General features: G+C 53.4%; 13 protein-coding genes. 4 read left to right on the top strand and 9 right to left on the bottom strand.

Annotation, left to right across the window (positions count from 1 at the left end):
- The first annotated feature begins 133 nt into the window (after nucleotides 1-133).
- Complete coding sequence (dinG, locus tag O3S68_RS09845; RefSeq protein ID WP_097406865.1) at nucleotides 134-2,287, top strand: ATP-dependent DNA helicase DinG; 2,154 nt, start codon at nucleotides 134-136, stop codon at nucleotides 2,285-2,287.
- A 25-nt stretch (nucleotides 2,288-2,312) separates the two neighbouring features.
- Nucleotides 2,313-3,275, top strand: coding sequence for a DNA-binding protein YbiB (ybiB, locus tag O3S68_RS09840; protein WP_045506429.1), 963 nt, complete (start codon nucleotides 2,313-2,315; stop codon nucleotides 3,273-3,275).
- Between the two features lie 113 nt (nucleotides 3,276-3,388).
- Here ybiB and ybiJ read toward each other — a convergent pair whose 3' ends face one another.
- The 3 genes from ybiJ to O3S68_RS09825 form a co-directional block, all read right to left on the bottom strand.
- A complete protein-coding gene (gene ybiJ, locus O3S68_RS09835; protein ID WP_269231401.1) occupies nucleotides 3,389-3,649 on the bottom strand; it encodes a DUF1471 family protein YbiJ in 261 nt (86 codons plus the stop codon).
- A 285-nt stretch (nucleotides 3,650-3,934) separates the two neighbouring features.
- Nucleotides 3,935-4,201 (bottom strand): DksA/TraR family C4-type zinc finger protein, encoded by a 267-nt coding sequence (locus tag O3S68_RS09830; protein ID WP_020457124.1) that lies wholly within the window; start codon nucleotides 4,199-4,201, stop codon nucleotides 3,935-3,937.
- Nucleotides 4,202-4,299: 98 nt separating this feature from the next.
- Nucleotides 4,300-4,914 (bottom strand): flavin reductase family protein, encoded by a 615-nt coding sequence (locus tag O3S68_RS09825; RefSeq protein ID WP_269231400.1) that lies wholly within the window; start codon nucleotides 4,912-4,914, stop codon nucleotides 4,300-4,302.
- Nucleotides 4,915-5,012: 98 nt separating this feature from the next.
- Here O3S68_RS09825 and rlmF point away from each other — a divergent pair, with 98 nt between their 5' ends.
- Nucleotides 5,013-5,948, top strand: coding sequence for a 23S rRNA (adenine(1618)-N(6))-methyltransferase RlmF (rlmF, locus tag O3S68_RS09820; protein ID WP_269231399.1), 936 nt, complete (start codon nucleotides 5,013-5,015; stop codon nucleotides 5,946-5,948).
- On the opposite strand, the gene ybiO is transcribed toward rlmF, so the two are convergent.
- The 6 genes from ybiO to rhtA form a co-directional block, all read right to left on the bottom strand.
- Entirely contained in the window at nucleotides 5,938-8,175 is a 2,238-nt protein-coding gene (gene ybiO / locus O3S68_RS09815) for a mechanosensitive channel protein (protein WP_269231398.1), read from the bottom strand. The genes rlmF and ybiO overlap by 11 nt on opposite strands.
- A gap of 115 nt (nucleotides 8,176-8,290) precedes the next feature.
- A complete protein-coding gene (gene glnQ, locus O3S68_RS09810; RefSeq protein WP_017456021.1) occupies nucleotides 8,291-9,013 on the bottom strand; it encodes a glutamine ABC transporter ATP-binding protein GlnQ in 723 nt (240 codons plus the stop codon).
- Entirely contained in the window at nucleotides 9,010-9,669 is a 660-nt protein-coding gene (gene glnP, locus O3S68_RS09805) for a glutamine ABC transporter permease GlnP (protein WP_017456022.1), read from the bottom strand. Before glnP ends, glnQ begins: the two co-directional genes overlap by 4 nt.
- Before the next feature lie 85 nt (nucleotides 9,670-9,754).
- Complete coding sequence (glnH, locus tag O3S68_RS09800; protein ID WP_020457128.1) at nucleotides 9,755-10,501, bottom strand: glutamine ABC transporter substrate-binding protein GlnH; 747 nt, start codon at nucleotides 10,499-10,501, stop codon at nucleotides 9,755-9,757.
- A gap of 361 nt (nucleotides 10,502-10,862) precedes the next feature.
- Nucleotides 10,863-11,366, bottom strand: coding sequence for a DNA starvation/stationary phase protection protein Dps (dps, locus tag O3S68_RS09795; protein WP_020457129.1), 504 nt, complete (start codon nucleotides 11,364-11,366; stop codon nucleotides 10,863-10,865).
- A 297-nt stretch (nucleotides 11,367-11,663) separates the two neighbouring features.
- Nucleotides 11,664-12,551, bottom strand: coding sequence for a threonine/homoserine exporter RhtA (gene rhtA / locus O3S68_RS09790; RefSeq protein WP_020457130.1), 888 nt, complete (start codon nucleotides 12,549-12,551; stop codon nucleotides 11,664-11,666).
- A 363-nt stretch (nucleotides 12,552-12,914) separates the two neighbouring features.
- Here rhtA and ompX point away from each other — a divergent pair, with 363 nt between their 5' ends.
- A complete protein-coding gene (gene ompX, locus O3S68_RS09785) occupies nucleotides 12,915-13,427 on the top strand; it encodes an outer membrane protein OmpX (RefSeq protein ID WP_020457131.1) in 513 nt (170 codons plus the stop codon).
- The last annotated feature ends 47 nt before the right edge of the window (nucleotides 13,428-13,474 follow it).

Below are 13,474 nucleotides of genomic sequence, written 5' to 3'. Positions count from 1 at the left end.
TGAAAAATATCCTGTATCAGAATGATGACGCACAGGATATGCGGGCGCGCTTCCGGCATGGCAAAAAGGGTTACCCTACGGGCGCTAAAAATGCCACAATAGTGGCTGTTTATACAGTGTTTCAGGTTTCCTCATGGCCCTTACCGCCGCGCTAAAAGCGCAGATCGCCGCCTGGTATAAGGCGTTGCAACAACAGATCCCGGACTTTATTCCCCGCGCGCCGCAGCGGCAGATGATTGCTGACGTGGCGAAAACGCTGGCGGGGGATGAAGGGCGTCATCTGGCGATTGAAGCGCCAACCGGCGTGGGGAAAACGCTCTCTTACTTAATTCCGGGCATCGCCATCGCGCGTGAAGAGCAAAAAACGCTGGTGGTCAGCACCGCGAACGTGGCGTTGCAGGATCAGATCTTCAGTAAAGATCTGCCGCTGCTGCGCAAAATCATCCCGGATTTACGCTTTACCGCCGCGTTTGGCCGTGGGCGCTATGTTTGTCCGCGCAACCTGGCGGCGCTGGCAAGCAGCGAGCCGAACCAGCAGGATCTGCTGGCGTTTCTGGACGATGAACTGACGCCGGGTAACCAGGAAGAGCAGAAACGTTGCGCGGCGCTGAAAGCGGATCTCGACAGCTACAAGTGGGATGGCCTGCGCGATCACACTGACAAGGCGATTAGCGATGATTTGTGGCGACGGCTCAGCACCGATAAAGCCAGCTGCCTGAACCGTAATTGCCACTACTACCGCGAATGCCCCTTTTTTGTCGCACGCCGCGAAATCCAGGAAGCGGAAGTGGTGGTCGCCAACCACGCGCTGGTGATGGCGGCGATGGAGAGCGAAGCAGTGCTACCGGAGCCAAAAAACCTGCTGCTGGTGCTCGATGAAGGCCACCATTTGCCGGACGTAGCGCGCGACGCGCTGGAAATGACAGCGGAAATCACCGCCCCCTGGTATCAGCTTCAGCTCGATCTGTTCACCAAACTGGTGGCGACCTGCCTTGAGCAGTTTCGCCCGAAAACGCTGCCGCCGCTGGCGACACCGGAGCGGCTCAACGCCCATTGCGAGGAGCTTTACGCGCTCATCGCGTCGCTTAACAACATTCTCAACCTGTATCTTCCGGCGGGCCAGGAGGCGGAATATCGCTTTGCAATGGGGGAACTGCCCGACGAAGTGATGGAGATTTGCCAGCGGCTGGCAAAACTGACGGAGATGCTGCGCGGGCTGGCAGAGCTGTTTCTGAATGATTTAAGCGAGAAGACGGGCAGCCACGACATTGTGCGTTTGCACCGGGTTATTTTGCAGATGAACCGCGCGCTGGGTATGTTCGAAAGTCAGAGCAAACTCTGGCGGCTGGCCTCAATGGCGCAGGCGTCCGGTGCGCCGGTGACCAAATGGGTTACCCGCGAGGCGCGTGACGGGCAGTTGCATCTGCTGTTCCATTGCGTGGGGATTCGCGTAAGCGATCAGTTAGAAAAGCTGCTCTGGCGCAGCGTACCGCACATTGTGGTGACCTCGGCGACGTTACGTTCGCTGAACAGTTTTAATCGTCTGCAAGAGATGAGTGGTTTAAAAGAGAAAGCCGGGGATCGCTTTGTCACGCTTGATTCGCCGTTCAACCATGTTGAGCAGGGAAAAATTGTTATTCCGCAGATGCGCTACGAGCCACTGATGGAAAACGAAGAGCAGCATATTGCGGAAATGGCGACCTGGTTTCGCGAGCAGGTTGAGAGTAAAGCGCATCCCGGGATGCTGGTGCTGTTCGCCAGCCAGCGCGCGATGCAGCTGTTTTTAACCTATGTCGCGGACTTGCGTTTATTGCTGCTGGTGCAGGGCGATCAGCCGCGCTATCGGCTGGTGGAACTGCACCGTAAACGTATCGATAATGGCGAGCGCAGTGTGCTGGTGGGCTTGCAGTCATTCGCTGAAGGGCTGGATCTCAAAGGCGATTACCTGACGCAGGTCCACATCCATAAAATCGCTTTTCCACCTATCGACAGCCCGGTGGTGATCACCGAAGGCGAGTGGCTGAAAAGCCTGAATCGCTATCCTTTTGAAGTACAGAGCCTGCCCAGCGCATCGTTTAACCTTATTCAGCAAGTGGGGCGGCTTATTCGCAGCCACAGTTGTCGTGGCGAAGTGGTGATTTACGATAAACGGTTGCTGACTAAAAACTACGGTAAACGGCTGCTCGACGCGCTACCTGTGTTTCCTATTTCACAACCGGCAATGCCGGACGTTATAGTGAAGAAACCTGTGAAAAAAGCAGAACAGAAGCGTCGCAAACGCCGTTAACGATGTGAGCCCGCAAGGAGTCGCTATGGATTACCGCAAAATCATTAAAGAAATTGGTCGTGGGAAAAACCACGCCCGCGATCTGGATTTCGATACCGCTCGTGGTCTGTACTCGCAGATGCTGAAGGGTGAAGTGCCGGATCTGGAGATGGGCGGCATTTTGATTGCCCTGCGTATTAAAGGGGAAGGGGAAGCGGAAATGCTCGGCTTTTACGAGGCGATGCAGCAGCACACCCTGAAACTGACGCCGCCGGTCGCAAAGCCGATGCCGATTGTGATCCCCAGCTATAACGGCGCGCGCAAGCAGGCGAACCTGACGCCGCTGCTGGCAATTTTGCTCAACAAACTCGGTTTTCCGGTGGTGGTTCATGGCGTTACTGAAGATCCGACGCGCGTGGTGACGGAGAGCATTTTCAAACTGCTTGGGATCGATGCCACGCTGCATGCCGGCCAGGCGCAGGCGAAGCTGGAGGGGCATCACCCGGTCTATATTCCAGTGAGCGCACTCTGCCCGCCGCTGGAAAAACAGCTGGCGATGCGCTGGCGGATGGGCGTGCGTAACAGCGCGCACACGCTGGCGAAGCTGGCTACGCCGTTTGAAAAAGACGCCGCGCTGCGTTTATCCAGCGTTTCGCACCCGGAATACATCACGCGGGTGGGGAAATTCTTTGCTGATATTGGTGGACGCGGGCTGTTGATGCATGGCACGGAAGGGGAAGTTTATGCCAACCCGCAACGATGCCCGCAAATCAACCTGATTGATGCGCAGGGTGAGCGCGTGCTTTATGCCCGTGATGATGCGGTAGCGCCGGTAAGTGACGGTGCTGCGAAAGATGCGGAAAGCACTGCGCGCTGGACAGAGCGCTGCCTTGCGGGAAGTGAAGCGGTGCCGGAGTCGCTCAAAATTCAGCTTGCCTGCTGCCTGGTGGCGACGGGTGAAGTGGCGACGCTGGAAGAGGGGCTGGCGCGGGTTGCGCAAAACTTCTGATAAAAAAAGCCCGTCACATTTCTGGACGGGCAAAACAGGGTAACAACAGGGTTAATGAGGGTGGAGCACCCAGGCAGAGGGTTAATGTGCCGGGGGTAAAACACGGTTTTCGGTTATTTGTAGATAATCGCGGTGCCGCTCAGTTTGTTATTGCCTGTCGCGGACGTGATGCTGTAGCCCGTGGCGCCAGCGGCTTGTGCTTTCTCGGCCAGTTTGGCTTCCAGGCCGTCCAGCGTGGTCGCGCCTTCAGCGGAAACAACACCGATTTTATTCAGGTTCTCTGCCTGAGCAGTGGTGACTGATTGTGCCGCGAAAGCACCGAAAGAGAGGGTAGACAGCGCGATAGCAGCAACAGCATATTTAATGGTTTTCATAGTTAATCTCTCGCAGGTTATTCTGTTTGGGGGACAATGTTCCGTCGATGTGATGAGTATCACGGTTTTTGGCGGGAGATAAAACCGAAGAGAATTGACGGCCTTATTCTAAAAAATTGAATAAAGGTTAATTTATTGAATTTAAATCGATTTAAGGATGCAAATAACGCATTTTTCCGCTGCCCGGACTGGCATCCATTTTGGCGGCACATTTTGCTACGTTCAGGGCGGAATTTTATGGATGTTAAGGCAACCGCTTGGGCTGGTTACACACGTCAGAAAAGGTCAACGTAGCTGGCTGTCTTTCGAACCTCTGCGATTATATCCTGAAAATGTAGAGTTATGTAAATCTTTCTCCTGCTGACAGGTGATGCACAAGCGTACCCCGGGAATCGCTTTACGCCGTGCTTCCGGAATTGGCTCACCGCACTCTTCGCAAACCTTTAAACTTTCGCCGGATGGTAAACCGCTGCGCGCACGCGCGACGGCATCATCAATGGTGCTGTCGATTTGCTGCTGAACTGCGCCATCATTTGCCCAACCTGAAGCCATAATGTGTTCTCCCGGGCTAAAACCATAATTATAGCAAACTGCCCGGCGGCGCTGATGTCGGGCCGGGCGAACGGTAAAATCGTTGCCCGGCGAAGAGGCTAGCGGTTATCCGGGCGCGTCAAATCGAAACGCTGCGCTTCGCTAATGCCGTAGTAGGCTGAAGGGCCACCCGCACGCAGCACCGGCTCTGCTTTTGCCGTCTGGTAGATGCCGTTTTCCAGCAACGTCTCATCAATATGCACGGCAACCACTTCACCGAGCACCAGCCAGCTATCAACCGGCGTCCCGTCGGCGGCGGTCAGTTGAATACATTGCGAGAGGCGGCATTCGAAGTTGACCGGGCTTTCCGCCACGCGTGGCGTTTTGATGACCCGGCTGGCTGCGGGCGTCAGACCCGCACGGGCAAACTCATCTTCGCCGTGTGGTAACGAAGCGGACGTTTCATTCATGGGTACGGCCAGCGCGCGTGTTGTCAGATTCCAGACGAACTCTTTGGTTTCCGTAATATTACGTACGCTGTCTTTCCAGCCGCTGCTGGCGAAGCCGATAATCGGCGGGCGATAATTAAAGCAGTTAAAAAAACTATATGGGGCGAGGTTCCGTCGGCCTTGCCCATCCAGCGAGGCGATCCAGCCGATGGGGCGCGGGCCAATAATGGCATTCAGGGGATCATGGGGTAGACCATGACCTTTTGCAGGTTCATAAAAATACATAGCGCTTTCCGGTCGTTAAAAAACAGATTCTTCAGCCTCACTTATTTACCCGACCATCGTCAACGGGTATCTTACGCCGCTGCTAACAGGAGAATGCCATGAATGCCCAGAAGCCGGGTCTGCACCCGCGTAACCGCCACCACAGCCGCTACGATCTCGACGCGCTGTGCGCTGTGAATCCGTCACTGCGCGCGTTTCTTACCACTAACCCGAACGGTGAGACGACCATCAATTTTGCCGATCCGCAGGCAGTTAAAGCCCTGAACAAAGCGCTGCTGGCACAATTCTATGGCGTGCACGAATGGGATATTCCCGACGGTTTCCTCTGCCCGCCAGTGCCGGGGCGTGCGGATTACGTTCACCATCTGGCGGATGTGCTGGCGGAAAGCAACGACGGCAATGTGCCGACGCAGGCCAGCGTGCTGGATATTGGCACTGGTGCCAACTGCATCTATCCGCTGATTGGCGCGCATGAATACGGCTGGCGTTTTACCGGCAGCGAAGTTAACGATCAGGCCTTTGCCAGCGCACAGGCGATCATCAACGCCAACCCTGGGTTGAGCCGTGCGGTACGGTTGCGTCGACAGAAAGATCCGGCGTCTGTTCTCACTGGTATTATTCATAAAAATGAGCAGTACGATGCGGTTCTCTGCAACCCACCGTTTCATGATTCCGCGCAAAGCGCGCAGGCTGGCAGCGAGCGCAAGCGTCGCAATCTCGGCCAGTCGGTTAACGATGCGGCCAACTTTGGTGGCCAGCAGCAGGAGTTATGGTGCGAAGGCGGCGAAGTGGCTTTTATCAGCAAGATGATTGCTGAAAGCCAACAGTTTGCGCGCCAGGTGTTGTGGTTTACCTCGCTGGTGTCTCGCGGCGATAATCTGCCCGAGCTGTATCGTGCCTTGACCCAGGCTGGCGCAGTGAAAGTGATGAAAAAAGAGATGGCGCAGGGCCAGAAGCAGAGCCGTTTTATCGCCTGGACGTTTCTCGATGAGGCCCAGCGTAAACGCTGGGCGCAGACGCGTTTTAAAGGGTAGGTTCTGCCGGCGGTGGCGGGCTGGCGGGTGAAGCTGGCTGTGCTGCGCTTTCCGGCGCCGGTAACATCTGGTATGTCTGCACCGGCGGGCGCACGCCTGCACGGTCGAAATGCTTTTTCACCATCGTGTCGAGGGCAAAACGCACTGTCCACTGTTTCAGCGGCAGGGTCGTGCAGGTGACACGAAGCGTGAATGCCGTGTTGGTAAGCCCGACCAGCCCGGCAAAAGACGGTTCGCCGATAATCAAGCCGCGGATCTCCTCCTGCTCCATCAGTTCTGCCACGGCATCTTTTAACGCCTGATTCGCTTTATCGGTATCCTCCTGGCGATTTACCTCGTAATTCGCCACCACCGAGCCAATGCCGCGCACAAAATTGGCGAAAGTGGTGATCGATGACCACGGAATAATGTGGTACGCGCCAGTATCCTGACGTACGCCAACGGAGCGAATCGACATTCGCTCTACGGTGCCGGTTAGCGGGCCGATAGTGACCAAATCCCCGGTGTTCATGCCGTTTTCAAACTGGATAAAAATACCGGTGATAATATCTTTCACCAGCGTTTGCGAACCAAACGAGATAGCCAACCCGAGCGCCCCGGCCCCGGCCAGCAATGGCGCGATGTTGACGCCAATTTCCGACAGCACAATCATCACTGTTATGGTACTTATCACCACTGCCAGCGCATTGCGAAACAGCGTCAGCAGTGTGCGGGTGCGCGCGCTTGGCAGCGGGCGACCGTGAATATCCGACGCCAGCCGGTTTTCAATAATACTGGCAAGCAGGGTCCAGCCCACGGCGGAGAAGAAGAGGATCAAGGCAATACGGATGAGGATATCGACGGTTTTCTCGCCCGCACCGTAATTCAGCCAGTGCCAGACATCAAACAGCCCCCAGGCGTTCAGCAGCAGCATGATCGTTGCGCAGACCACCAGAATCCGTGCGGCTTTTAACGACGCCGAGAGCCAGCCATTGAGCCGTTTTTGCAGTTCGGGATAGTTGCGCTGTACCTGTGGCGACAGGGTGATGGTCTTATTCAACCAGCGCGACAATACGCCAGAAAGAAACGCAGCAATGCTCAGAATCGCCAGGCTATTGACCGTGGCACCCATCATGAATTTCAGGCTGTTACCAGGATCGAACAGCGAAAAGAAGAACAACACAATAAAGTAAGCGCTGGCGAGCCAGTGCCAGATCAACGCAAACGCGCGGATAAACAAGCTAAAAAAGGCCAGCGAGTGATCCGCCAGCACAATTAAGTTATGCTGAATTTGCCGCTTGTTATGAAAAATAAGGTACAGCGCCCATACGGTAATGCAGAGCATGATCACCACATTTGCCAGCGCGCCAAACTGCACGTTTACCTGATTGGAAATAATCGGCACTGCAACCAGCAAACCGTAGCCAATCAGGCTGCTCAGCGCACTCAGACGCATATGCCAGTAGCGGGCGGTTTCATCGGTAATGCGAAATGGGCGCAGATCGGCAATACGCGGGCAGAAAATCAGCCGCAAAATCGCTTTAAAAAACTCAATCAGCGCAAAGGCGTTCAGGAACAGGCTTTGTTGAAAGGCAATGGTACTGTTGCCTGCGTTAAGGTTCGCGCTAAGCAACTGACCGACAAATATTGTTAACGCCAGCAGCATCAGGTCGATAATAAACGCGCCGATAATCATTGAGGGCAGTTGTAACCAGTTACTGCGGTCGCGGTTTTTACGCCGTCCCCAGGCGCCCATTTTGCGATACAGCGGGGATACCGCTAAACGAACAAGAAACCAGAAAGCAAAAACCAGCGCGGCCAGTAGCAGGAAGTGACTGGCGGCGTTGCTGAAGGTCTGCGGGTTAAAGGCTTTGTGGGGCGAACCGGTGATATTGCGATACAGCTGAGCAAAACGGGATGCCAGTGCATTGCCATAATGTTCACTCACCTCGGTTACGTTTTCCAGCACCGTTTTTTGCTCTTTCACCTCGGGCGGGGTGAGTTCCGGCACGGGTTCTTGTGCTGGTGCGGTGGCAACTTTGCGTAGCTGATCGATCAGTTCCTTGCGCGACTCATCGTTTTCCAGCACGTCCGCAAGTGCGGCATAAGCGGCCTTTTTCTGCTCGACATTAGGCTCACTCGTTTGCGTAGAAGGCGCAGGCGTGGTTGTCGCAGAGGTAATGCCGGGTATCGTCGCAGCCTGTAACGGCGCGCACCACAACCCAATCAATAGCAGGATCCACGGCATGTGCTCCTCCGGTGAGAAAGTCCAGCAAAATGATAAGTATAGATGCCGTACCGCGGCCGCGATGAATTGAGAAGAATCTGGGGGAGTGCCCCTCCGCAAGGAGGGGCGGGGTAAATCAGGAGACGTGTTGCAGGAATTCCTGCAGGCGCTGGCTCGGCGGATTTTCGATCAGCTGCTGAGGGTTGCCATCTTCGGCAATGCGGCCTTTATCGATGAAAATCAGGCGTGAGGCCACTTTCTCGGCGAAGCCGATTTCGTGGGTCACGATGACCATAGTCATGCCTTCTTCGGCCAGATCCTGCATCACTTTCAGCACTTCGTGACGCAGTTCCGGGTCGAGTGCAGAGGTGGGCTCATCAAACAGCATCATTTTCGGTTTGACTGCCAGCGCGCGGGCAATCGCCACACGCTGCTGCTGACCACCGGAAAGCTCAGACGGATAGTGGTGACCTCGCTCAGCGAGACCGACTTTCGCCAGCAGATCTTTCGCCAGTTTTTCTGCGTCTTCTTTCTTTGCGCCGCGTACACGAATCGGGCCAAACATGACGTTTTCCAGCGCGGTCAGGTGCGGAAACAGATAAAACTGCTGGAACACCATGCCCGCTTCCTGGCGGATCAGGCGCTCGTCCACTTTTGGATCGTTAACTTTCAGACCATCGACAATCAGATCGCCGCTGGTGATCTCTTCCAGTTTGTTAATGCAGCGCAGCAGCGTCGATTTCCCGGAGCCCGACGGCCCGATAATCACCACCACTTCACCCTGAGTAATGTTCAGATCGATATTGTGCAGCACCTGGGTTTGACCGAAGTGCTTGGAAACGTTTTTAAATTCAATCACAGGATTTTCATCCTTTTTTCAAGACGGCGGAGCACGATGTTCAGCGCCTGGGTAATGATCAGATAAATCACCCCGACGGCGGTCCAGATTTCCAGCGCACGGAAGTTACCGGCAATGATTTCCTGGCCCTGACGGGTTAATTCGGCTGCGCCGATAACAATAAACAGTGACGTGTCTTTGATGCTGATGATCAACTGGTTACCCAGCGGCGGCAGCATGCGACGCAGCGCCAGCGGCATGATCACATGGCGGATAGTTTCAACGCGGGAAAGCCCCAGCGCCTGGCCCGCTTCGCTGAACCCTTTATGGATGGACAGCACGGAGCCGCGGGTGATTTCGGCGATATAAGCCCCGGAGTTGATCATGATGGTGATCACCGCGGCGCTGAAGGTGTCGATACGAATATCGGGGAAGGCCATTGGCAAGGCGAAGTAAATGTACATCACCTGAACGACGATTGGCGTACCGCGAATAACTTCGATGAATACCAGTGCGATGTGGTTAGAAATCCAGCCGCCATAGGTACGGGCTAAACCGGCCAGCAGGCCGATAACGATACCGCCAGCCAGACCAAGGATCGAGATCCATAAGGTCATTTTGGCCCCGTCAAGCAAAAGCGGAATGGCGGGCCAGATGGCGCTCCAGTCAAACTGCATGATGTGTTCCTGTATACCGTGGTTTTAACAAAAAGCATCGGAGGCGAAAGCCGCCTCCGAGGTGTAACACTTTATTTTTTAATAATTATTTAGGTTCGGTGCCGAACCATTTTTTGTAGATTTCGTTGTAAGTGCCGTTGTCGTGCAACGTTTTCAGCGCACCGTTCACTTTCTCGCGCAGTTCATCACTGCCTTTCGGGAAAGCAATACCGTACTGCTGCGCTTCCAGAGAGTCGCCGACAGCTTTGAACTGACCGTTGCCAGCAGTTTTGATGAAGTACAGGATGTTCGGCGTGTCGTGCAGTACAGCGTCAGCGCGGCCAGTGCCCAGTTCCATATACGCGTTATCGATGTTCGGGAACTGACGCAGGTCTTTGGTCTTGATGTTCGCTTTCGCGTAGTCAACGGAACCGGTGCCGCTCTTCACTGCCAGCACTTTACCATCGAGGTCTTTCACGCTTTTCACGTCGTTGTTGTTGGCTTTCACCATCACCAGCAGGCCGCTTTTGTAGTAGCCGTCAGAGAAATCGATGGCTTTTTTACGTTCTTCCGTAATGGTGATACCCGCCAGCGCCAGATCGATGTTTTTGGTTTGCAGCGCAGGAATGATGCCGCTGAAGTCCATCGGTTTCAGTTCGTAATCCAGTTTCAGTTCTTTGGCGATCGCTGCCCACAGATCCACGTCGAAACCAACATATTGGTTACCTTGTTTGAATTCGAAAGGAACGAACGCAGTGTCGGTGGCGACAACCAGTTTTTTATCAGCAGCCTGAGAAGAAACGGCAAAAGCGAGAGCGAGTGCAGCCAGGGAAAATTTCAATACAGACTTCATAGTTTTTCCTTTTGTATCCGGGGAACGAACCCCTGCGAGAATGAACGCAGTATGAAAAAATCATGCCAGGTTTACAACCTATTGTTTTGTAAAGGTGAACCTTTACCCGGTTGCACAATAAGTGTAGCAACAATAGCCGTGTGCACCATTTTGAGTCACTGTTTTGGTGCATTATGGCGGCGTGGCCTGTTTTGCTTTTTTTTAGCGCAGATCGTGGGGTGAAAACAATCAGTTATTAACAGTTTTGTGATGGGATAATTACGAAGTGATAACTTTGTGGGCGTAAAGGGGAAATAATGCGCACTGTAATGGTGCAAAACCCTGCGCGTGAGGCGCAGGGCATATAGGCAAACCTTATGGTTTACTCAATGTTGGATTCGATGAACCACAAGAATTTATCTAAGTCGCGGGAAGCGGCGGTGAAGATATCAGCGGTATCTTCGTCTTTCGCTTCGCCAATGGCGTTACGCACATCGTTGGCAACTACCGCGTAACGATCGGCCAGTTCTTTGAGGTGATCCTGCACGCTATGGATATCCAGCGGGTAGCTTTTCAGCGCGGTTTTGCTGTTAATCACCTGTGTGGTGCCCAGTGCGACACCGCCCAGCTGTACGGCGCGTTCTGCCATGGTATCAAGGTGGGTTACCAGCGCAGTACGGAAGCCATCCAGCATTTCATGTACGGCAATGAAGTTAGCACCGCGCATATTCCAGTGGGCCTGTTTAGTGATCAGAGACAGGTCAATGAACTGGATCACCTGGCGATTCAGCAGCTCGATGGTCGCTTTTTTATCGCTATCCGATACATCGTTGCGGGTATAAAGCAGATTAGACGCTTTCGTTTTAACCAGTTTAGCGGTACTCATAATCTCATATCCTCTTGATGTTTGTGTCCCAGGAAATTACCGAAACTAAGTATAGCACCAGATTTTCGCTGACAGTCTTGGCTGTACCTATCAGTTCGATAGCGAATATAAAATATAGAAAAGGATTTCAGGATGACGCAACTAATTAAATGAAATGTAAGATAATTCTAATAACTTATTATTTCTAAAATGCGAATGATTCTATTTAATGCAGGATGCAGGGAAAAGTAAGAAATAATGTCTGCGGCGGGGTTGGATATTTGGCATAAGAAGGATCTCATGCCAAATAATAGTTATTTAGCCGATATCAATTTTTTTGACTGTCGCTTCCCGACGCAGCGTGAGTGTCGAGCCCATCGACGCAATAATAATCGCCGCCAGCGCCAGCGCTTGCTGGAATGTTAGCGTTTCACCGAGGAAAATCATGCCGGAAATTGCCGCCATCGCCGGTTCCATACTCATCAATGTGCCGAATGTGCGAGTCGGTAAGCGCGTCAGGGCGATCATTTCCAGCGAGTAAGGCAGGGCGGTGGATAAAATCGCCACGGCGATCCCCAGCGGCAGAACAGACCAGTGCCACAGCACTTCACCTGCCTGGAATGCGCCAAGCGGCACAAAAATCACCGCCGCAATTAATGAACCCAGCGCCACTGTCGCCGGGCCATGCTCTTCCCCGGCGCGCTGACCGGAAAGAATATAGATTGCCCAACAAGCGCCGGCACCAAGGGCGAACGCCGCGCCAGTAAGGTCAACATGTGACACATTTTCGCCCAGTGGCAGCAGATACCAGAGGCCAAGTACCGCGAGGATCACCCAGATGAAATCCACCGGGCGGCGTGAGGCAAAAAGCGCCACCGCCAGCGGGCCGGTAAATTCCAGCGCCACCGCAACGCCGAGCGGTATCGTCTGGATTGATAAATAGAACATATAGTTCATGGCGCCGAGCGACAGGCCATAAAACAGCAGCGGCAGACGTTGTTCACGGGTAAAACGTAAACGCCATGGCTTAAACACCACGACCAAAATAATCGTGCCAAGTGCGAGACGCAACGCGGTGACGCCCGGTGCGCCAACCAGCGGGAAGAGTGATTTCGCCAGCGACGCGCCTCCCTGAATGGACATCATCGCCACAAGCAATATGAGCACCGGCAACCAAACCGGTAATTTACGAGACTGCGCAGGCATCCTTTCTCCCGTCAATTTCTGTCAAATAAAGTAAAAGAGGCAGTCTACTTGAATTACCGCCGGCTGGTTGAGCGTTTGTTGAAAAAAAGTAACTGAAAAATCCGTAGAATAGCTCCCCTCTGATGGTTAATTAACCTATCCAATTAAGAATTATCTGGATGAATGTGCCATTAAATGCGCAGCATAATGGTGCGTTGTGCGGGAAAAGTGCTTTTTTTTGAAAGTGTTGGTCAGTAACGGAAACTTTCTGTTACATCAAATGGCGCTTTAGACCCCAATTCCCGCAAAGAGTTTCTTAACTAATTTTGATATATTTAAATGCGTAGGACGTAGGATTTACTTGAAGCACATTTGAGGTGGATTATGAAAAAAATTGCATGTCTTTCAGCACTGGCCGCACTTCTGGCGGTTTCTGCAGGTTCCGCAGTAGCAGCTACTTCAACCGTAACTGGCGGTTACGCTCAGAGCGACGCTCAGGGTATTGCTAACAAAACTAACGGTTTCAACCTGAAATATCGCTACGAGCAGGACAACAACCCGCTGGGTGTTATCGGTTCCTTTACTTACACTGAAAAAGATCGCACCGAAAGCAGCGTTTATAACAAAGCGCAATACTATGGCATCACCGCAGGTCCGGCTTACCGCATCAACGACTGGGCGAGCATCTACGGTGTTGTGGGTGTAGGTTACGGTAAATTCCAGCAGACTGTAGACACCGCTAAAGTGTCTGATACCAGCGACTACGGTTTCTCTTACGGTGCTGGTCTGCAGTTCAACCCGATGGAAAACGTTGCTCTGGACTTCTCCTACGAGCAGAGCCGTATTCGTAACGTAGACGTTGGCACCTGGATTGCCGGCGTTGGTTACCGCTTCTAATCGCTTCGGCGATAAAAAAAATCCGCCCAATGGGCGGATTTTTTTTA

Origin of the sequence: Kosakonia sp. SOY2 (assembly GCF_027109175.1) — a bacterium.
In the GTDB taxonomy this organism is placed as follows: domain Bacteria; phylum Pseudomonadota; class Gammaproteobacteria; order Enterobacterales; family Enterobacteriaceae; genus Kosakonia.
This window is presented reverse-complemented; position numbering and strand designations above follow the sequence as displayed.

Bases quoted from the DNA above. Each gene is read 5' to 3' on its own strand.
- glnH (WP_020457128.1), bottom strand. From the start codon at position 10,501: ATGAAGTCTGTATTGAAATTTTCCCTGGCTGCACTCGCTCTCGCTTTT.
- glnP (WP_017456022.1), bottom strand. From the start codon at position 9,669: ATGCAGTTTGACTGGAGCGCCATCTGGCCCGCCATTCCGCTTTTGCTT.
- rlmF (WP_269231399.1), top strand. From the start codon at position 5,013: ATGAATGCCCAGAAGCCGGGTCTGCACCCGCGTAACCGCCACCACAGC.
- ybiB (WP_045506429.1), top strand. From the start codon at position 2,313: ATGGATTACCGCAAAATCATTAAAGAAATTGGTCGTGGGAAAAACCAC.
- rhtA (WP_020457130.1), bottom strand. From the start codon at position 12,551: ATGCCTGCGCAGTCTCGTAAATTACCGGTTTGGTTGCCGGTGCTCATA.
- ybiO (WP_269231398.1), bottom strand. From the start codon at position 8,175: ATGCCGTGGATCCTGCTATTGATTGGGTTGTGGTGCGCGCCGTTACAG.
- dinG (WP_097406865.1), top strand. From the start codon at position 134: ATGGCCCTTACCGCCGCGCTAAAAGCGCAGATCGCCGCCTGGTATAAG.
- dps (WP_020457129.1), bottom strand. From the start codon at position 11,366: ATGAGTACCGCTAAACTGGTTAAAACGAAAGCGTCTAATCTGCTTTAT.
- ybiJ (WP_269231401.1), bottom strand. From the start codon at position 3,649: ATGAAAACCATTAAATATGCTGTTGCTGCTATCGCGCTGTCTACCCTC.
- ompX (WP_020457131.1), top strand. From the start codon at position 12,915: ATGAAAAAAATTGCATGTCTTTCAGCACTGGCCGCACTTCTGGCGGTT.
- O3S68_RS09830 (WP_020457124.1), bottom strand. From the start codon at position 4,201: ATGGCTTCAGGTTGGGCAAATGATGGCGCAGTTCAGCAGCAAATCGAC.
- O3S68_RS09825 (WP_269231400.1), bottom strand. From the start codon at position 4,914: ATGTATTTTTATGAACCTGCAAAAGGTCATGGTCTACCCCATGATCCC.